This window comes from Mesorhizobium sp. M8A.F.Ca.ET.161.01.1.1, from assembly GCF_004792105.1.
GTDB lineage: Bacteria > Pseudomonadota > Alphaproteobacteria > Rhizobiales > Rhizobiaceae > Mesorhizobium.
This window is the reverse complement of the sequence record NZ_SRTD01000021.1, coordinates 1-17,747: the sequence shown is the minus strand read 5'-3', so window position 1 is coordinate 17,747 and position 17,747 is coordinate 1. Positions and strand designations below refer to the sequence as shown.

The window sequence follows — 17,747 nt, the reverse complement described above, 5'->3', positions numbered from 1 at the left end:
CTGGCCCGAGCGCATGACGCACTCCGGCAGATTCGGATGCCAGACTAGGCGTGGGAAGGTTAAGGGCGCATTAACTATAAGGCTGCGGCGATCGTCCTTTCGACATCGACACCTCCAGCGCTCGCGTCACATGAAAATGGCGGGCGCTTCGGCCCGCCATCCATTGGTCGGGTCGGCCGTGCGTTTACTTGTTGGCGCCGCCGAGCATCTTCACATTGGCGCAGAACTCGGCGTGCGGCTTGCTCATCGCCGCGTCCTGGCATTCCTTCATCATGGCGTCCTGCTTCTCCTTCGGCATGGCCATGAAAGCTGCCTTGAATTCCTCCATCGGCTTCATGGTTTTCATGCTGGAATCGGTGAAGAACGGCGCCATGTTGTCCGGCTCGTCCAGTGCGCCGGCAAATGCAAAGCCGCTGACCATGGAAAGCGCGAGTGCCCCGAGGCAGATATCCTTGAGGTTCATGAGCAAATTCCTTCCCTATGTTTCGAAACACGAGCGTCAGAACGACGGGCGCCTCCACAGTTCGGAGACAGGGCGGTCGATGTTTCCTCGAAAATCTCCTTCACGCGAACGTGATTGCGCGAAGTTGATCTCCACCAGAAAGAAGAATTGCCAAAAAAGAGGCCCGGAGCGATCCGGGCCTCAAGGCGTGAGTCCCTTTCGAGGACGTCACGACGGGATGCTTTTCAAAGCAATTCCAGGAAAAGTGCTTTTGCGGTTTTCCGTCCGGAATTGCGTAAAAACAAAGAACTCGAGCAATTCCAGGAAAAGTGCTTTCGCGGTTTTCCGTCCGGAATTGCGTAAAAACAAAGAACTCCAGCAATTCCAGGAAAAGTGCCTTTGCGATTTTCCGGAAGTGCCTGGAGGTACGGGGCCGGCGGGAGGAGGGTTCCGCCGGCCCCGTGGCAAGGATGCCTTACGGCACCACTTCGCCATGCTGGGAAATGTCGAGGCCTTCGACCTCTTCCTGGGTCGTGGGACGCAGGCCGACCAGCGCCTTGACGACGTAGAGGATGACGAAGGTGGCAACCGCCGTCCAAATAATGGTGACGGCGACACCGTAGATCTGCTTGCCGAGCGAAGCGCCCGACGAGAGGCTGTTGATCGCCGGGTCGGCGAGCACGCCGGTCAGCAAGGCGCCGATCACGCCGCCGACGCCATGCACGCCGAAGGCATCGAGCGAGTCGTCATAGCCGAACATGTGCTTCACCTTGACCGCCGAGAGGTAGCAGACGACGCCGGCGACGATGCCGACGATGAAGGCGCCGGTCGGATTGACGAAACCGGAAGCCGGCGTCACCGCGACGAGGCCGGCCACGGCGCCCGAGATGATGCCGAGCACGGAAGGCTTCTTGGCGATGATCCATTCGGCGAACATCCAGGCCAGAGCCGCGGCGGCTGTGGCGACCTGGGTGTTGAGCATGGCGGCACCGGCAAGGCCGTCGGCCGCCAGTTCCGAACCGGCGTTGAAGCCGAACCAGCCGACCCACAGCAGCGATGCGCCGATGACCGAATAGACAAGGTTGTGCGGTGCCATGTTGGTGGTGCCATAGCCTTCGCGCTTGCCGAGCACCAGCGCGCAGACGAGGCCCGCCACACCGGCATTGATGTGGACGACCGTGCCGCCGGCGAAGTCGAGAACGCCAGCCGTACCGAGGAAACCGCCACCCCAGACCCAATGCGCGATCGGCACGTAGACGACCAGCAGCCACAGCGCCATGAAGATCAGCAGTGCCGAGAACTTGAAGCGTTCGGCGAAGGCGCCGGCAATCAGCGCCGGCGTGATGATGGCGAAGGTCATCTGGAACATCGAGAAGACGAATTCAGGGATGTTGGCCACACCCGGCAGCCACAGGCTCGCGGTGGTGATGCCGTGGTGGAAGAATTTCGAGGTGCCGCCGAGATAGGCATTCATGCCGCCGCCGTCGGAGAAGGCCAGCGAATAGCCGAACATGAACCACAGCACCGTCACCAGGCAGGTGATGGCGAAGCTCTGCATGATGGTGGCAAGCACGTTCTTCTTGCGCACCATGCCGCCGTAGAACAGCGCCAGGCCCGGGATGGTCATCATCAGCACCAGCGCCGTCGAGGTCAGCATCCAGGCGGTGTTGCCGGTATCGAGCACCGGGGTCGGAGCGGCAGCCGGCGCGGCAGCCGCCGCAGCGGGTGCGGCTTCCTGCGCGAAGGCGGCGACGCTGCCCAACGCTGCGAGAGCGAGCGAGCCCAGCAGGGCCGCCCGTCCCGTCGTCTTCAAGGTGGAAGGAATATTCATTGAACTCTCCATTGGAATACGTGTTCGCCGCTCAGAGTGCGTCGGTGTCTGTTTCGCCGGTGCGGATGCGCACCGCCTGGTCGATGCCGAAAACGAAGATCTTGCCGTCGCCGATCTGACCGGTCTTGGCTGCGGCGGTGATGGCTTCGACGGCCTTGTCGACCATGTCGGCCGCGACCGCGACTTCGATCTTGATCTTCGGCAGGAAGGAGACCGCGTATTCCGCCCCGCGATAGATTTCCGTATGTCCCTTCTGACGCCCGTAGCCTTTGACTTCGGTGACGGTCAGGCCCTGGATGCCGACGGCGGTGAGCGCCTCGCGCACCTCGTCCAGCTTGAACGGCTTGATGATTGCCATCACGATTTTCATAAGGTTTCACCCTTTGCTGTTGCGGTCCCCCGCGTTTGCACACCTTCACCGATCCCGAGGAGCCGGAGAGTGCCCCCAAGGATTCAAGCTCCGTGCCAAGTGCCGAAGCAGGGTATTAACCTGTTGTAAACAAAGGGAATGGAGTGGCCGGAACCGGCAGGTGCTGGCGCCTGCGGTGCATCATATGCTCAAAAATTATGCAATTTTTCGAAATTGCCTATTTTGCCGGCTTTGGGAGTGACCCCGAAAAGGCGAGGCTGGGTTTCGGAAAAGATCATGCTCAAACAAAGACCCGCAAAGTGCTCAACGCTTGAGCCGGATCAGGCCTTCCTGTGCCATCGAGGCAATCAGCGTGCCGTCACGGGCATAGAGCGTGCCGCGGCTGAAACCGCGCGATCCCGAGCTCGAGGGACTGTCCTGTGCATAGAGCAGCCAGCCATCGAGCGAATGCGGCCGGTGGAACCACATCGAATGGTCGAGGCTGGCGGCCTGGATGTCGGGATCGAACAGGCCGCGCCCATGCGCGAAGGTCGAGGTGTCGAGCAACGTCATGTCGGAAAGATAGGCGAGCAGCACCGACTGCAGCGCGCGGTCGTCGGGGACGGGACCGGCAAGGCGGATCCAGACATTCTGCCGGGGCGGCAGCTTGTCGCGGCTTTCATAGTGCTGGAGATTGACGGGTCTCAGTTCCAGCGGCCGCTCGCGCGCCCAGAAACGGCGCACCGCTTCCGGCACCCGGTCGGCAGTTTCGAGCAGCTGGCGCTGCGTCTTCAGCCCTTCCGGCGGCGGCACGTCGTCGGGCAGCGCGAACTGATGCTCGAGCCCTTTCTCGTCGACCTGGAACGAAGCCTCCAGCGAAAAGATCGCCTGTCCGTGCTGGATCGCCAGCACGCGCCGCGTGGTGAAGGAACCGCCGTCGCGGATGCGGTCGACCTCGTAGATGATCGGCACCTTGATGTCGCCCGGGCGCATGAAATAGCCGTGCAGCGAATGCACGAAACGGTCCTGCTCCACCGTGCGCTGCGCCGCCACCAGCGCCTGGGCGATGGTCTGGCCGCCGAACACGCGCTGCCACTCCACCTGGGGGCTGCGACCACGATACAGATTGTGTTCCAGCCTCTCGAGGTCGAGAATGCGCAGAAGCTCGTCGATCGCCGCCGTCATGTTTTGTGACCTCGCCGCAAAATTGCTATGGCGGTTTCCGACAGGAAGAACGAGCCGTCAAGGGCGCGAGCCCCCGGGCGGCGCGCAAAGGGTCGCCGAGAGAAGGAGCCAGGACAATGGAAGGCAAGGCCGACGCCAAGACCAGATCCGGGCTCGATGTTCTCGTCGCCGGTGCCGGCTATGTCGGCCTGGCCGCCGCCGTCTCGCTGAAGCAGGCACGGCCGGGCCTCGCCGTGGCGCTGGTCGATGCGGCGCCCGCCGGATCCTGGCAAAGGGATGGCCGCGCCTCGGCCATCGCCGCGGCCGCGTGCCGCATGCTCGACCAGCTCGGCGTCTGGGCCGAAATCGCGCCGAGGGCGCAAGCGATCACCGAGATGATCATCACCGACTCACGCAGCGCCGATCCGGTGCGCCCGGTTTTCCTGACCTTCGGCGGCGAGGTGGCGCCGGGCGAACCCTTCGCGCACATGGTCGCCAACCGGGCGTTGAACGGCGCCTTGCGGGCCAAAGCCGAAAAGCTCGGCATCGACATCATCGAAGGCGTGGCGGTGCAAGGTTTTGAGACCAATGGCGCCGGCATCACGGTGCACCTGGCCGACGGCGCCACGTTGACGGCGCGGCTGCTGGTTGCCGCCGACGGTGTCAATTCGAAACTGCGCGACATGGCCGGCATCAAGACGGTCAAGTGGGAATACGGCCAGTCCGGCATCGTCTGCACCGTCGCTCACGAGCGGCCGCACAATGGTCGCGCCGAAGAGCATTTCCTGCCCGCCGGCCCCTTCGCCACTCTGCCGCTGAAACCCGACGAGGACGGCACCAACCGTTCGTCGATCGTCTGGGTCGAACGGGCGGAAGACGCCAAGACGCTCGTGGAAGGCGACGATCTCGTCTTCGAGCATGAACTCGAACAGCGCTTCGGCCTCAAGTTGGGAGAAATCCGCGTCGCCGACAAGCCGCGCGCCTGGCCGCTCGGCCTCACCATCGCGCGCGCCTTCGTCGCGCCGCGCATCGCACTTGCCGGCGACGCCGCGCACGGCATCCATCCGATTGCCGGCCAGGGCCTCAATCTCGGCTTCAAGGATGTAGCCGCACTTGCCGAGGTGATCGTCGAGGCCGACCGGCTCGGCCAGGACATCGGCGCGCTCGACGTGCTGGAACGCTACCAGCAATGGCGCCGTTTCGACACGGTGCAGATGGGCGTCACGACGGATGTGCTGAACCGGCTGTTTTCCAACGACATCACCCCGCTGCGCACCGTCCGCGACATCGGCCTCGGCCTCGTCGAACGCATGCCACGGCTGAAGGAGTTCTTCATCCGCCAGGCATCGGGCCTTTCCGCCGGCACGCCAAGGCTGCTGAAGGGCGAGGCGATCTGAACCTGCCCAGCTTCGTCATCAATCACCAAGGTCTGCGAACTGCCGATGGACCCAAGGGTCCTAGTTCACTTCAAAACCGAGCTTCTGGCGCAGTCGCAGCATGCGCTGGTCCGGTATCTTCAGGCTCCGCTCTCCGCCCTGAGCAACCCGGTTCAGCATCTGCAGCAGATCGTCCCGTTCGCTCGGGTCGAGGCGCTCGCGCAAGAAGGGTGCTAGCTTGTCGATGACAATGGTGGTGTCGTCTATTTGCGAGGCAGCCCACTTGGCATAGACAACCGCCTCGTCGGTCTTCTTCTGGCCGGCCGCGATCTGCGAAATCACCTCGCGAATGACGGCCTCGCGCTGCGGCAGAACCGGGCCATCCTCCGAAACCATCGCGGTGATCAGCGTCGCGGCGGCCACAACCGGATCGTCGATCGCCGTCAGCGGCGAGAGCGCGGCCTGCTTGCGCAGTTTCTTGCGCCTGATGTTGCCTTGCACGCGCCCGACGACGTCGGCGACCTCGCGCGCGGCGTCGTTCATCGCCTTCATCCGGTACCACCAGAACGCCGCCGCGCCGAGCACGCCAAGGACAGCAATCAGGAAAGGCATGTCCAAATCCCCCGAAAATCCCGGCGACGATAGGAGAACCGTCGCGTTGCTTCAACACGCAAGAGTTGCCTCTAACGAAGAAAAAACAATTCGTGGCTGGTGAAGCTTAGGCGGGTAAACAAGCCGGTTCGCGCCATCGAAGCCGGGGGCCGCCTATGACCCCGGTATGTCGTAGACGGCCCGAACCTCGATCGTGCCGATTTCGGCCAGCGGAATGCCGGCGGCAATGTCCAGCGCCTCGTCGAGATTTTCGGCCTCGACCATGACGAAGCCAAGCAACTGCTCCTTGGTTTCGGCGAAGGGCCCATCGATGATCAACCGCTTGCCCGTGCGACGGCGCACGGTCTTGGCTGTCGTCACCGACTGCAGTGCCTGCGCGACGATCAGCTTGCCTTGTTGATCCAATGACCTGTCATAGGCCAGCGAGTCGGCGTCGAGTTTGGCCGACCTTTCGGCGGTAAGTGCATAAAGGTCTTTTTCCTCGCCATAGACCAGGCAGACATATTTCATTTCAAGTTCCCTTCCTGTGACAAACCATAGGATGCGGCGACAACCATGTCAGCCTTGCTGGCGACCGCGGCCGCATGATCGAGAAGGCATGCCGCGACCACAATGATGGCAACAGCGGCCAGCAACCTGCCGAAGCCGGACGCCGGCGGGTCCAGCCAGAAGTCTTCCTCTCGCTCAGGCCTGCGGCCCGGCCTCTTCCACAGCGCGAAAAACAGATTGTCCATGTGAGCCTCCATCCGGCCACAACCTCGGTGGCCGCCCGCAGGACGGTCGGCCCGGATGGAAGCCGACATTTTTGCATGGATATTTTTCCCGGAAGAAGAAGGAGCCGTCATCGTGCCGTGGTGCAAACAGCGCAGTGGTCTTCGCGCACGCCCGCGCTATAGTTGGCCTGACACTGGCTCACCCAGGACAAGTTCACGACAACCCAGGAGGACTCCATGGACCGCACCGCAAACGCCGTCTGGAAAGGCAATCTGAAAGAAGGCAAGGGCACGCTCGACACGCAGAGCGGAACCCTGAAGGGTACGCCCTATTCGTTCAAGGCGCGCTTCGAGGACGAAAGCGGCAAGTCCGGCACCAATCCGGAAGAGTTGATCGCCGCCGCCCATGCCGGCTGCTACGCCATGCAGCTTTCGCACTTCCTGGCCGAGAATGGCACGCCGGCCGCCGAGCTCGACGCCAAGGCGGTGGTGACGCTGGTCCCCGGCACTGGCATTACCGGCAGCGCGATCACGCTGGTCGGCAAGGTGCCCGGCATCGATGCGGCGAAGTTCAAGGAACTGGCCGAGAAGGCCAAGGCCGAATGCCCGGTCTCGAAGGCGCTCGGCGCGATCAAGGTTTCGCTCGACGCCAGGCTTGGCTGAGATTGCGGCATCCCGTGTGAAATCCGGCGCGCATGGTCGCGCCGGGCACGTTAATCAGAGAAGAGGGCTAAGCGCCCAGCGCATCGAGCCGCGCGCGCAGTGCCGCGACTTCCTGCTCCAGCGCCTCCAACCGCGCTTCCAGGTCGGAGGCAGGCATCGCCGTCACACTCCGTTGCGCCGATAGCGCTGCGACGTCCACCGGGCCGGCGAGCAGATGCACATAGCGGTCCTCGCGCTGGCCCGGCCCGCGCGGAATTTCCTGCACCAACGGCGGCCGGCGGCCGATCAGCATGTCGAGTTCTCCGCGCAGATCCTCGATCGACGAAAACCGTGCCATGCGCTCGGCTCGCGCCAGCAGTTCATGCGCCGTCTGCGGTCCGCGCAGCAAGAGCAGGCCAAGCAAGGCGGTCTGCGGCGTGGTCAGCGAAAAGCGCTGCGCCATCTGGTGCTCGTAGCGCTCGACGCGCGAGCCGAACATCTGCCGCACCAGCCCTTTCTGCTCAAGCAGCTTCAGCGCCCGGTGCACCTCTGTCTGTTCCAGCGCCATGACAGGCTCGCGCGCCGTCTTCTGGTTGGCCGCGGCAAGTGCCGCATTGAGCGTCAGCGGATAGACGTCCGGCGTCAGCTCCTTCTTCTCGATCAGGCAGCCAAGCACGCGCGCTTCGACGGGAGAGAGGATGGGAAGGTCAGTCATTGGGCTGCTATCCTTTCTGACGCTCGCGGGACAGCGCCCCTCTCTGTCCTGCCGGACATCTCCCCCCATGGGGGATCGGCAGCTTCGCCGACGGCGCCCGATCTTTCAACCTTGAGATTGGCCAAAGCCAGGATGACGGCCAATCTCCCCATCCGTGGGGGAGATGTCCGGCAGGACAAAGGGGGGCGCGAAGGATCGCTGCGTTGGAGATTGCCGCAAGCGAAGGCCTAAACCCGTCTCTCCACCATCATCTTCTTGATCTCGGCGATCGCCTTGGCGGGGTTCAGCCCCTTCGGGCAGGTCTGCGCGCAGTTCATGATGGTGTGGCAGCGGTAGAGCCGGAACGGGTCTTCGAGATTGTCGAGCCGTTCGCCCTTGGCCTCGTCGCGGCTGTCGATCAGCCAGCGATAGGCCTGCAGCAGCGTCGCCGGGCCGAGATAGCGGTCGCCGTTCCACCAGTAGCTCGGGCAGGACGTCGAGCAGCAGGCACACAGGATGCACTCGTAAAGCCCGTCGAGCTTCTCGCGGTCCTTATGGCTCTGCAGCCATTCCTTGGCTGGCGTCGGCGACACCGTCTTCAGCCACGGCTCGATCGAGGCGTGCTGGGCATAGAAATTGGTGAGGTCCGGCACCAGGTCCTTGACCACCTGCATATGCGGCAGCGGGTAGACCTTGACGGCGCCGGAAATGTCGTCACAGCCCTTGGTGCAGGCGAGCGTGTTCGAGCCGTCGATGTTCATGGCGCAGGAGCCGCAAATGCCTTCGCGGCAGGAGCGGCGCAAGGCCAGCGTCGGGTCGATCTTGTTCTTGATGTAGAGCAGCGCGTCGAGCACCATCGGCCCGCAATCGTCCATGTCGACGAAATAGGTGTCCATGCGCGGGTTCTCGTCATCATCCGGCGACCAGCGGTAGATGCGGTATTCGCGCAGGTTGGTCGCGCCTTCCGGCTTCGGCCAGGTCTTGCCCTGCTGGACCTTGGAATTCTTGGGAAGCGTGAGTTCGACCATTACCTCAGGTCCTTTCGGATGACGAGCTTCAGCCCGGACCAGATTTCATTCACGGCGGCGACCTTGACGTCGACAAGGTCGAGCTTGAGCGCTTCAGCGCGGACAACGCCCTCGGTGACGTCGGTGACCACCTTCGAGGCTTTCTTTGGCCAGGACACCCAGACCATGCCATCGCGCTTGATCGCCGCTTCGACGGTGCCGAGGCGATCCTCGATCTCGGCGCGCTGTCTGGTGAAGGCGTGGACGGCATCGTATTTCAGGGTTGCGCCCGAAATGTCGGACCATTCGGCCAGCCGGTCGACCTCGGCGAAATCAACGGCCCCTGTGAGGCTCTCGAGCTCCCTCGGCAGCGCGATGAAGGCGGCAATCATGCCGTCCTTCAGGCCGAGCTTGGCCGGAAGGGGCGTACCGGAATATCCCGCCGCCGTAGCCATTGTCAGTACACGCGCGCCTTCGGCGCGATCTTGGCGAGACTGATGCCGCCGTCCTTTTCGGCCACCAGCGGCTCGGTGTGCACCGGCCGGTAGGTCAGCGTGACATTGCCGTCCTCGCTCAGATGGGCAAGCGTGTGCTTGCGCCAGTTGGCATCGTCACGGGCGGAAAAATCTTCCCGCGCATGCGCGCCGCGGCTCTCCTTGCGCGCTTCGGCGCCATAGACGGTGGTGATGGCGTTGGCCATCAGGTTTTCCAGCTCCAGCGTCTCGACCAGGTCCGAATTCCAGATCATCGAGCGGTCGGTGACCTTGATGTCCTTGAGCTCGCCCCAGATCTCGGAAACGCGCTTGCAGCCTTTTTCGAGCGATTCCTGCGTGCGGAACACCGCAGCGTCCTCCTGCATGGCGCGTTGCATCTTCTCGCGCAGCACCGCCGTCGGCGTTGAGCCGTTGGCATGACGCAGCCTGTCGAAGCGGTCCATGATCTTCTCGACCGAGGCCGCGTTGGGCGAAGGGATGGGCGAATTGCGGTCGATCACCTCGCCGGCGCGGATGGCCGCGGCACGGCCGAAGACGACCAGATCGATCAGCGAATTCGAGCCCAGCCGGTTGGCGCCGTGCACGGATGCGCAGGCGGCCTCGCCGACCGCCATCAGGCCGGGCGAGACCCGGTCTGGATTTTCGGCGGTCGGGTTGAGCACCTCGCCCCAGTAATTGGTCGGCACGCCGCCCATATTGTAATGCACCGTCGGCAGCACCGGGATCGGCTCCTTGGTCAGGTCGACGCCGGCGAAGATCTTGGCCGATTCCGAGATGCCCGGCAGCCGCTCATGCAGCACGGCCGGGTCGAGATGGTCGAGGTGCAGGAAGATGTGATCTTTCTTCGGCCCGACGCCGCGGCCTTCGCGGATCTCCATCGTCATGCAGCGTGAGACCACGTCGCGCGAGGCAAGGTCCTTGGCCGACGGCGCATAGCGCTCCATGAAGCGCTCACCCTCGGAATTGACGAGATAGCCGCCCTCGCCGCGCGCGCCTTCGGTGATCAGGCAGCCGGCGCCGTAGATGCCGGTCGGATGGAACTGCACGAACTCCATGTCCTGCAGCGCAAGCCCCGCGCGCGCCGCCATGCCGCCGCCGTCGCCGGTGCAGGTATGCGCCGAAGTGGCGGAGAAATAGGCGCGGCCATAGCCGCCGGTCGCCAGCACCACCATCTTGGCGGAGAAACGGTGGATGGTGCCGTCGTCGAGGTTCCAGGCCACCACGCCGGTGCAGGTGCCGTCCGGCTCCGTGATCAGGTCGAGCGCGAAATATTCGATGAAGAACTGCGCGTTGTTCTTCAGCGACTGGCCGTAGAGCGTGTGCAGCATGGCATGACCGGTACGGTCGGCGGCCGCGCAGGTGCGCTGCACCGGCGGCCCTTCGCCGAAATTCATCATCATGCCGCCGAAGGGCCGCTGGTAGATCTTGCCCTCTTCCGTGCGCGAGAACGGCACGCCGTAGTGCTCGAGCTCGTAGACTGCCGCAGGCGCCTCGCGCACCATGTATTCCTGCGCGTCGATGTCGCCCAGCCAGTCCGACCCCTTGACGGTGTCGAAGAGGTGCCACTGCCAGTTGTCCGGACCCATATTGGCGAGCGAGGCGGCGATGCCGCCTTGCGCGGCGACCGTATGCGAGCGCGTCGGGAACACTTTGGTGATGCAGGCCGTGCGCAGGCCCTGTTCGGCCATGCCGAGCGTGGCGCGCAGGCCAGCGCCTCCGGCGCCGACGATGACCACGTCGAACTTGTGGTCGACAAAGGTGTAGCCTGCCGTGTTGGCTGATTTCGTGTCCTGGGCCAAGACTTCAGCCTCCGAATGCCAGTTTGAGCAGGGCGAAGAGCGAAGCGACGCCGACCGCTATCGAAAAGAAGGTGTTGAGTGCGATCAGCGCGAGCTTCATGCCCTCGCCATGCAGATAGTCCTCGATGATCACCTGCATGCCGAGCCGCATATGATAGAGCCCAGAGATGAGCATCAGCGCCAGCACCAGGGCCACGAAGGGATTGGCGAGCGTCGCGCGCACTTCCGCGTAGCCATGGCCGTTGAGCGCGATGAGGAAGCCGACGAAGAACAGCGTCAGCGGGATGTTGGCGATCGCCGTGAGGCGCTGGCGCCAGAAATGCCCGGTGCCTTCGCGGGCCGAGCCCAGGCCGCGAACCTTGCCGAGCGGCGTACGCATGTCGGTCTTTCCGGTGCTCATGGTCAGGCTCCCCGCGCCATATAGCCGGCGATCCAGATCAGGAGTGTGAGCAGGACCGAGCCGGCAAGCGTCGCCCAGGCGATCTTCGAGGCCGTGGGTTTTTCCAGGCCGGCGCCGGTGTCCCAGACCAGATGGCGGACACCACCCAGCATGTGATGCATCAGCGCCCAGGTGTAGCCGAACAGGATGAGCCGGCCGAGCCAGGTGCCGAAAGCCCAGTTCACCCAGTCGAACGTGGCTTGCGAACTCGCCGCCGCCATCAGCCAGACGGCGACCAGCAGCGTGCCGAAATAGAGCGCGCCACCCGTGATGCGATGGATGATCGACATCGTCATGGTGATCGGCGGCCGGTAGACCGTCAGGTGCGGCGAAAGCGGCCTTTCGCGTCTGGCTTGGGTGGCTGGTGATTTGCTCATGGCTGCCCCAGTTCGGCGTCTCCCGCCTCAGGTGGAAATGCGGCATTGCCGCTTCCGGTTGCGACTTCGGACAGCCGGTTTCTAATGCTCTTTTTGCACCGCGTCAAAGCCAGAAAACCGTTTCGAAAACGTAATTTAGTCTGACTAAAAGGCCGGATGCGGCTTCAATCGATTAGCGGCCGGACACCCGAAGCCGGCTCGATATCGCTGCAGTGCAGCATGTCTGGCCCGGGGCGCTGCCGTGTCGGGATTTGCGTCAGCGGGTGCAGGTCTGCGGCGTCGACCCTCTCTTCATCACCAGCGCCTCGCGTCCGTCGATCACGATTGCGTCATGCGTCACCGCCTGGTAGCGGCTGCTCTGGTTGGCCGGCGACGCCGCGAACTCCTCGGTGGCGCCTTCCTGCCCCACCACACGCAGCGACGTGCCGAGATTCTGGATGGTGATCATGCCGCCATTGCCGCATCTATAGGTGGCCGCGCCGGTGGTGAAGCGTGGCGCCGTGAGGTCCGTGGTGATCTTGGTCGCCGGCGGCGCGGGCTGTTGCTGGGCGGGGGCGGCAGGCGCCACCACGGGTGTCACCGTGCTCGCTGCCTTGGGCGCGCCGTCTTGCGGCACACAGGCACCGGCCGCGAGAAGCAGCGCAATAACGAACGACTCCCGAACCGTTCGGCCAAATATCATGTGCTGCCCCTCTCATGCCCGGGCACGCTAGCCACGCGGCGCGCCAAGATCAAGTTCACCCGGGATTCCAGCGGGCCACGCCGGCCGGCTGTGGATATCGGCGGCAACTCGAACGCGACGCCTATAAATTAACCATGTTCATTAAGAAACGGCCACGGAACCGCTCCTCCCCTTAACAAAGGTTAAGAAAGGGTTAATTTCCGATTCGGACCAGATCGGGGCGCGATCTCTCTCGCGCCGACAAAGGGAGAGCGACATGCGTTCCAAATCAGTGCGGGCCAAATCAGTGCGGACAAGCCTCGCGGCCGTCACGCTGACGGCACTTGCGGTTGCGGTGGCCGCGCCGGCCGAGGCCGGCTTGCGCCACCATGACCGCGTCTACGCCGATTCGTTCGGCAATCTCGTCATCGACAGCGCCGCCGGCTACAAGCGCATCATCGTCGGCGAAGGCAAGCTGGCCAAGCAGCTGTCCGACTACACCAGCGCCGGCCAGCCCAAGGTGATCTACCAGAACGAATCCGACGACATATCGGGCGACGGCGACTGCTATCGCCCGCCGGTGTTCGTCAAGGGCCGCTCCTATATGTACGGCCTTTCCGATGGCGAGATGCCGCAGCTCAGCCCCTGCCGCTGAAACGGGCCTGGCCGATTTTTACCACGGCCAGCCCATCGGCCGGCCCGGTGGAGACACGCACGCAGTCGCGCCCGGCATTCTTTGCCAGATAGAGCGCTTCATCCGCACGCCGCATCAGGTCGGAGAAACCCTCGCCGATGTGAAGCTCGGCAATGCCGAAGCTCGACGTGCAGCGGCTGTCGGCCGGCAGCCCGCTGATGGGCAACGCGCCGAATGCGTGGCGGGTGCCTTCCGCGAACAGCCGGGCGGTTGCAAGATTGGCGCCTGACAGGATAACGGCAAACTCCTCGCCACCGATGCGGCCAACCACGTGATGGCTCTCGGCCGCTTCTCGCAGCAGGCCGGCGAAGGTCTCGATCACCCGATCGCCGGAGGCATGGCCGAAACTGTCGTTGATGGTCTTGAAATGATCGAGATCGGCAATGACCATCGCCACCGGCATGCCCAAACGCGTGGCGTCGTGCACGGCCAGCTCCGCTCGGCGCGTGAAGCCGCCACGGTTGAGCAGGCCCGACAGCGTGTCCATCTCTGACTTCGATGTCACTTCGGCGAGTATGTCGCGGACCAGGATGGCCAGAATGAGAAGCGCCAGCGCCAGCCCGAAGACCGTGCCGAGCGACTGCGACACCAGCGCGTAGCTGCTTTGCAGATAGGCCTGCGGATTGGCGCCCCAGCCGCCCAGCGCATGCGCGATGAAAGGCTTTGAGGCAAACTGCAGGCCGCTGGCGGCAAGCACCGCCATCAGGATCAGATCGAGCCGGCCACGGCTTTGCCGCGACGACCAGACGATGCCAAGGCCGACGAACTGCATGACTGCGTAGGGAAGCTGGTAGGCCATCATGCGAGTGAGCGACTGGCGCGGCAGATCCTGCACGAAATAGACCGCGAAGGTGGCGGCGGCCAGGAAGAACAGCATCGGCGTCCATGGCGGCGCCACGCCATATTTTCGCGCAAGCCCGCCATTGAAGGCAATGGTGGCGCCAAGGAAGACGGCGAAGGCGGCAGCCACCGGAAGCCGCGCGTCGCTGAAGGCGGGAATGCTGAATTCGATGGCAAAGTAGGCCATGCCCAGGACATAGCCTGACGCCAGCCAGCGCGCCGGGGCGCGGCCGGCATCATGGAACGAGACCGCCATGAAGGATGCCGCCAGCAGGCCGGCAACCGACAGGTTGATCAACAGGATGAAGTTGGCGCCGTTCATAGATCCTCAAACCCCCGCCGACAGCTAAACATCGACGGGCGAAAAAGACGTTAACGCGAAGCGCGGAGGTGGTGGTCAGCAGGCCTTGACCGGCTCCGGCACGAACACCGTCTCCGGTCGCTCGTAGGAAAGGCGCACGCTGTCGCGACCGTTTTTCTTGGCCTTGTAAAGCGCCTCGTCGGCCCGGCGCATCAAGGGTTCCAGCGTCTCGTCGCCGCTGCGGGCCGCCACGCCGAAGCTGGCGGTGACCTTGGTGCCGGCGGGAAGCCCGTCGACGCCGCCGGCCGAATAGACCGTGCGCACCGCTTCGGCGAACAGCCGCGCGGCGGCGAGATCGGTCAGCGGCAGGAGCACGGCGAACTCCTCCCCGCCGATACGGCCCGCGGCACCTCGTGCTCCCGTGGCCGAGCGCAGTTTGGCGGCGAAGTCCGCGATCACCCGGTCGCCGGCGGCGTGCCCGTGCACGTCGTTGAGGGCCTTGAAATGGTCGAGGTCGGCCAGCACCAGCGCCACCGGGAATTTGGCCACGGCGCAACGCTGCAGCAGCATGGCCGCGCGCTCCCCGAAACCTCGGCGGTTGAGCAGCCCCGAAAGCGGATCGGTATGGGTTTCCGTCTTGAGTGCCTTCATCACGTCGAGCGCGGCGGCGGTGAAGAGGCAAAGCGCAATCAGCAGCGACAGCAGCGCGTGCGACAACAGCGCCGTCGTCCAATAGGACGAGCCGTAGAAGCCGTCATAACTGGCGAAGGGCCCGTGCGCGATGACCACCACCAGGGTGCGCACGAAGAAGTTGACGCTGGACAGCAGCGACAACACGAACAGGATCATTTCTGTCGGGCCATTGTTGCGCACCGGGCGCAGTTCGGCGGCGACGAGCAGGCTGACGCCACCGAAACCGAAATTCATCGCCAGGATGCGCCAGGTGAGATCCGGCGTGACGAACAGGAACCACGCGAAGGCCGCAAGGCCGCCGCCCGCCAGAACGGCGATTCCCACTGCGGGCACCTTCCTGCCATAGCGGGCGATGATGGCGCCGGACAGGCAGCAGGCGGCGATGGAGAAGCAGATGTTCGACACCAGCTTGGTCAGCACCACGCCAATGGGCAAGGTGAAATACTGGAACAGGAATCCCGGCGCCGAGACGCAGTAGCTGAGCGCCAGCACCGCCAGGTAGGGACGATGGCGCTGATAGAACCACAGGACGAGGAACGCCGCGCCGAGCGCCAGCGCGATCGTCGGATTGAGCAGCGCTATCAATAGGCCAGTGTCCAAAGGACCGTGACTTCCCTTCGTTTGACGTCGGGGAAGACCATAGGGGGCAAGCCCAAACAAGCGGTTAAGCGAAGGCGCATATGCGGCCGCGTGAATGAAGAAAGGCCCCGGACAGCGACGCGGTCCGGGGCCTGGAATGCGCTCGGGATCGGACGGCCTACTTCCAGTCGCGGATGTCGACGAAGTGGCCGGCGATCGCCGCCGCCGCCGCCATCGCCGGCGACACCAGATGGGTGCGGCCCTTGAAGCCCTGCCGGCCCTCGAAATTGCGGTTCGAGGTCGAGGCGCAGCGTTCATGCGGCTTCAGCCGGTCGTCGTTCATGGCAAGGCACATCGAGCAGCCCGGCTCGCGCCAGTCGAACCCGGCGGCGCGGAAGATCTTGTCGAGACCCTCGGCTTCCGCCTGCTCCTTGACCAGGCCGGAGCCCGGCACGATCATGGCATCGACATGCGGGCTGACCGTCTTGCCTTCGACCACCTTGGCGACGGCGCGCAGATCCTCGATGCGGCCATTGGTGCAGGAGCCGATGAAGACGCGGTCGAGCGTGATGTCGGTGATTTTCGTCCCCGGCGTCAGGCCCATATAGTCGAGCGCGCGCAGCTTGGAGGTGCGCTTGTTCTCGTCTGGAATGTCTTCCGGGTTGGGCACGATGCCTTGCACGGAGACGACGTCCTCGGGCGAGGAACCCCAGGAGACGATCGGCGGCAGCTTGGCCGCGTCGAGCACGATCACCTTGTCGAAATGCGCGCCTTCGTCGGTCCGCAGCGTCTTCCAGTATTCGAGCGCCGCGTCCCAGGCAGCGCCCTTGGGCGCGCGCGGCTTGTCCTTGACATAGGCGAAGGTGGTCTCGTCCGCCGCGATCAGGCCGGCGCGCGCACCGCCCTCGATCGACATGTTGCAGATCGTCATGCGGCCTTCCATCGACAGCGCACGGATCGCCTCGCCGGCATATTCGATGACATAGCCGGTGCCGCCGGCGGTGCCGATCTCGCCGATGATGGCGAGGATGATGTCCTTGGCGGTGACGCCTTCGGGCAGCACGCCATCGACGCGCACCAGCATGTTCTTGGCCTTGCGCTGGATCAGCGTCTGCGTCGCCAGCACATGCTCGACCTCGGACGTGCCGATGCCATGCGCCAGCGCGCCGAAAGCACCATGGGTGGAGGTGTGGCTGTCGCCGCAGACGATGGTCATGCCGGGCAGCGTAAAGCCCTGCTCGGGGCCGATGATGTGGACGATGCCCTGGCGGATATCGTTCTCCGAATAATACTCGACGCCGAAATCCCTGGCGTTCTTGGCCAGCGCCTCGACCTGGATGCGGCTTTCCTCGTTCTTGATGCCGAACTTGCGCTCGGGCGAAGTCGAGACATTGTGATCGACCACGGCCAGCGTCTTTTCCGGATGGCGAACTTTTCGGCCGCTCATGCGCAGCCCTTCGAAGGCCTGCGGGCTGGTCACTTCATGGACGAGGTGGCGGTCGATATAGAGCAGGCAGGTGCCGTCGTCCTGGCGGTCGACGACATGGTCGTCGAAAATCTTGTCGTAGAGGGTGCGCGGTGCGCTCATGTGCGTAAATCCGTCGATATGAGAATGGGAAAGAGCTGATGCCGCAAACCCGCGGCCGGCCGTCAGGATCAGCGAAGTCGGCTGGTCAGGGCGCCGGACACGCGCGCGGAAAAGCGCGACGGCAGGCGTTTTCTGTCCTGCAGCACGAATCCCTTGTAAGCCGGATCGCCAAAAAGCTCTTCCATGGCCGGGTAGATAGCAATGTTTTGGCTTTTCGGCAATTGCGGCGTGGGTCAGCGCTTCTTCCTTCTCCCCTTGTGGGAGAAGGTGTCGCCGCAGGCGACGGATGAGGGGTGTTCCAGCGGAGTGAGACGCTGGCGTTCCCCTGGAACACCCCTTGTGTGTTTGGAATCGTGCATTGTTGAGGTGCCACGGACCAGGTGCTTGCCTGATCCGTGGCGGCGGTCGAGAGCCCGTCACCCCTCAGGTGGCTTAAACCGTGGATGAGCTGG

Annotated in this window: 20 protein-coding genes; 3 read left to right on the top strand and 17 right to left on the bottom strand. The window is 64.0% G+C overall.

Translation table 11 applies throughout. The features are described 5' to 3' along the window. Positions 1–184: 184 nt before the first annotated feature. The 4 genes from EN804_RS30540 to tesB form a co-directional block, all read right to left on the bottom strand. Positions 185–463, bottom strand: a complete 279-nt coding sequence (locus EN804_RS30540) for a hypothetical protein (protein WP_127280025.1) — start codon at positions 461–463, stop codon at positions 185–187. A gap of 454 nt (positions 464–917) precedes the next feature. Continuing rightward, the gene (locus tag EN804_RS30535; protein WP_127280024.1) at positions 918–2,273 is read right to left on the bottom strand and encodes an ammonium transporter; all 1,356 of its coding nucleotides are present in this window, start codon (positions 2,271–2,273) and stop codon (positions 918–920) included. Between the two features lie 31 nt (positions 2,274–2,304). Beyond that, entirely contained in the window at positions 2,305–2,643 is a 339-nt protein-coding gene (locus EN804_RS30530) for a P-II family nitrogen regulator (protein WP_127280023.1), read from the bottom strand. Positions 2,644–2,946: 303 nt separating this feature from the next. Next, on the bottom strand, positions 2,947–3,807 hold the full coding sequence (gene tesB, locus EN804_RS30525; RefSeq protein ID WP_135921986.1) for an acyl-CoA thioesterase II: 861 nt from the start codon (positions 3,805–3,807) through the stop codon (positions 2,947–2,949). Between the two features lie 116 nt (positions 3,808–3,923). Here tesB and EN804_RS30520 point away from each other — a divergent pair, with 116 nt between their 5' ends. Continuing rightward, on the top strand, positions 3,924–5,183 hold the full coding sequence (locus tag EN804_RS30520; protein ID WP_135921985.1) for a ubiquinone biosynthesis hydroxylase: 1,260 nt from the start codon (positions 3,924–3,926) through the stop codon (positions 5,181–5,183). 60 nt (positions 5,184–5,243) lie between these two features. Here the strand turns inward: EN804_RS30520 and EN804_RS30515 are convergent, their stop codons facing one another. The 3 genes from EN804_RS30515 to EN804_RS30505 all read right to left on the bottom strand — a co-directional run bounded on the left by EN804_RS30515 (position 5,244) and on the right by EN804_RS30505 (position 6,508). Further along, the gene (locus EN804_RS30515; RefSeq protein ID WP_135921984.1) at positions 5,244–5,774 is read right to left on the bottom strand and encodes a hypothetical protein; all 531 of its coding nucleotides are present in this window, start codon (positions 5,772–5,774) and stop codon (positions 5,244–5,246) included. Between the two features lie 153 nt (positions 5,775–5,927). Then, complete coding sequence (locus tag EN804_RS30510) at positions 5,928–6,284, bottom strand: YciI family protein (protein ID WP_127276761.1); 357 nt, start codon at positions 6,282–6,284, stop codon at positions 5,928–5,930. Next, a complete protein-coding gene (locus EN804_RS30505) occupies positions 6,281–6,508 on the bottom strand; it encodes a hypothetical protein (protein ID WP_135921983.1) in 228 nt (75 codons plus the stop codon). The genes EN804_RS30510 and EN804_RS30505 overlap by 4 nt, the downstream gene beginning before the upstream one ends. Positions 6,509–6,724: 216 nt before the next feature. Here EN804_RS30505 and EN804_RS30500 point away from each other — a divergent pair, with 216 nt between their 5' ends. Next, on the top strand, positions 6,725–7,150 hold the full coding sequence (locus EN804_RS30500) for an OsmC family protein (RefSeq protein WP_059189445.1): 426 nt from the start codon (positions 6,725–6,727) through the stop codon (positions 7,148–7,150). Positions 7,151–7,217: 67 nt separating this feature from the next. Here the strand turns inward: EN804_RS30500 and EN804_RS30495 are convergent, their stop codons facing one another. The 7 genes from EN804_RS30495 to EN804_RS30460 all read right to left on the bottom strand — a co-directional run bounded on the left by EN804_RS30495 (position 7,218) and on the right by EN804_RS30460 (position 12,621). After that, positions 7,218–7,844: a DUF480 domain-containing protein gene (locus EN804_RS30495; protein ID WP_127276769.1), complete on the bottom strand. Its 627-nt coding sequence runs from the start codon at positions 7,842–7,844 to the stop codon at positions 7,218–7,220. A 227-nt stretch (positions 7,845–8,071) separates the two neighbouring features. Beyond that, positions 8,072–8,851: a succinate dehydrogenase iron-sulfur subunit gene (locus EN804_RS30485; RefSeq protein WP_135921982.1), complete on the bottom strand. Its 780-nt coding sequence runs from the start codon at positions 8,849–8,851 to the stop codon at positions 8,072–8,074. Next, positions 8,851–9,285: a DUF3052 domain-containing protein gene (locus EN804_RS30480; RefSeq protein ID WP_135863405.1), complete on the bottom strand. Its 435-nt coding sequence runs from the start codon at positions 9,283–9,285 to the stop codon at positions 8,851–8,853. The genes EN804_RS30485 and EN804_RS30480 overlap by 1 nt, the downstream gene beginning before the upstream one ends. A gap of 2 nt (positions 9,286–9,287) precedes the next feature. Continuing rightward, positions 9,288–11,123 carry a succinate dehydrogenase flavoprotein subunit gene (sdhA, locus tag EN804_RS30475; RefSeq protein ID WP_135863409.1) on the bottom strand — a complete coding sequence of 612 codons (1,836 nt, stop codon included), beginning with the start codon at positions 11,121–11,123 and terminating at the stop codon, positions 9,288–9,290. A 4-nt stretch (positions 11,124–11,127) separates the two neighbouring features. Continuing rightward, the gene (gene sdhD / locus EN804_RS30470; RefSeq protein ID WP_135921981.1) at positions 11,128–11,523 is read right to left on the bottom strand and encodes a succinate dehydrogenase, hydrophobic membrane anchor protein; all 396 of its coding nucleotides are present in this window, start codon (positions 11,521–11,523) and stop codon (positions 11,128–11,130) included. A 2-nt stretch (positions 11,524–11,525) separates the two neighbouring features. Next, positions 11,526–11,939 carry a succinate dehydrogenase, cytochrome b556 subunit gene (gene sdhC, locus EN804_RS30465; RefSeq protein ID WP_135921980.1) on the bottom strand — a complete coding sequence of 138 codons (414 nt, stop codon included), beginning with the start codon at positions 11,937–11,939 and terminating at the stop codon, positions 11,526–11,528. Between the two features lie 256 nt (positions 11,940–12,195). Next, positions 12,196–12,621, bottom strand: coding sequence for a hypothetical protein (locus tag EN804_RS30460; protein WP_135921979.1), 426 nt, complete (start codon positions 12,619–12,621; stop codon positions 12,196–12,198). A gap of 271 nt (positions 12,622–12,892) precedes the next feature. Here EN804_RS30460 and EN804_RS30455 point away from each other — a divergent pair, with 271 nt between their 5' ends. Continuing rightward, the gene (locus EN804_RS30455; RefSeq protein ID WP_127872906.1) at positions 12,893–13,255 is read left to right on the top strand and encodes a hypothetical protein; all 363 of its coding nucleotides are present in this window, start codon (positions 12,893–12,895) and stop codon (positions 13,253–13,255) included. Here EN804_RS30455 and EN804_RS30450 read toward each other — a convergent pair. The 3 genes from EN804_RS30450 to leuC form a co-directional block, all read right to left on the bottom strand. Then, positions 13,239–14,456 carry a GGDEF domain-containing protein gene (locus EN804_RS30450; RefSeq protein WP_135921978.1) on the bottom strand — a complete coding sequence of 406 codons (1,218 nt, stop codon included), beginning with the start codon at positions 14,454–14,456 and terminating at the stop codon, positions 13,239–13,241. The two genes, EN804_RS30455 and EN804_RS30450, sit on opposite strands and share 17 nt — an antisense overlap. Positions 14,457–14,531: 75 nt before the next feature. Further along, positions 14,532–15,728, bottom strand: a complete 1,197-nt coding sequence (locus EN804_RS30445; RefSeq protein WP_135883207.1) for a GGDEF domain-containing protein — start codon at positions 15,726–15,728, stop codon at positions 14,532–14,534. Positions 15,729–15,885: 157 nt separating this feature from the next. Further along, a complete protein-coding gene (gene leuC, locus EN804_RS30440) occupies positions 15,886–17,295 on the bottom strand; it encodes a 3-isopropylmalate dehydratase large subunit (protein WP_135863418.1) in 1,410 nt (469 codons plus the stop codon). Positions 17,296–17,747 lie beyond the last annotated feature (452 nt).

Coding starts and splice junctions, on each gene's coding strand:
- tesB (WP_135921986.1), bottom strand. CDS start 3,807: ATGACGGCGGCGATCGACGAGCTTCTGCGCATTCTCGACCTCGAGAGG.
- EN804_RS30485 (WP_135921982.1), bottom strand. CDS start 8,851: ATGGTCGAACTCACGCTTCCCAAGAATTCCAAGGTCCAGCAGGGCAAG.
- EN804_RS30540 (WP_127280025.1), bottom strand. CDS start 463: ATGAACCTCAAGGATATCTGCCTCGGGGCACTCGCGCTTTCCATGGTC.
- sdhC (WP_135921980.1), bottom strand. CDS start 11,939: ATGAGCAAATCACCAGCCACCCAAGCCAGACGCGAAAGGCCGCTTTCG.
- EN804_RS30500 (WP_059189445.1), top strand. CDS start 6,725: ATGGACCGCACCGCAAACGCCGTCTGGAAAGGCAATCTGAAAGAAGGC.
- EN804_RS30510 (WP_127276761.1), bottom strand. CDS start 6,284: ATGAAATATGTCTGCCTGGTCTATGGCGAGGAAAAAGACCTTTATGCA.
- EN804_RS30480 (WP_135863405.1), bottom strand. CDS start 9,285: ATGGCTACGGCGGCGGGATATTCCGGTACGCCCCTTCCGGCCAAGCTC.
- leuC (WP_135863418.1), bottom strand. CDS start 17,295: ATGAGCGCACCGCGCACCCTCTACGACAAGATTTTCGACGACCATGTC.
- EN804_RS30520 (WP_135921985.1), top strand. CDS start 3,924: ATGGAAGGCAAGGCCGACGCCAAGACCAGATCCGGGCTCGATGTTCTC.
- EN804_RS30505 (WP_135921983.1), bottom strand. CDS start 6,508: ATGGACAATCTGTTTTTCGCGCTGTGGAAGAGGCCGGGCCGCAGGCCT.
- EN804_RS30495 (WP_127276769.1), bottom strand. CDS start 7,844: ATGACTGACCTTCCCATCCTCTCTCCCGTCGAAGCGCGCGTGCTTGGC.
- EN804_RS30450 (WP_135921978.1), bottom strand. CDS start 14,456: ATGAACGGCGCCAACTTCATCCTGTTGATCAACCTGTCGGTTGCCGGC.
- EN804_RS30535 (WP_127280024.1), bottom strand. CDS start 2,273: ATGAATATTCCTTCCACCTTGAAGACGACGGGACGGGCGGCCCTGCTG.
- EN804_RS30460 (WP_135921979.1), bottom strand. CDS start 12,621: ATGATATTTGGCCGAACGGTTCGGGAGTCGTTCGTTATTGCGCTGCTT.
- EN804_RS30530 (WP_127280023.1), bottom strand. CDS start 2,643: ATGAAAATCGTGATGGCAATCATCAAGCCGTTCAAGCTGGACGAGGTG.
- sdhD (WP_135921981.1), bottom strand. CDS start 11,523: ATGAGCACCGGAAAGACCGACATGCGTACGCCGCTCGGCAAGGTTCGC.
- EN804_RS30515 (WP_135921984.1), bottom strand. CDS start 5,774: ATGCCTTTCCTGATTGCTGTCCTTGGCGTGCTCGGCGCGGCGGCGTTC.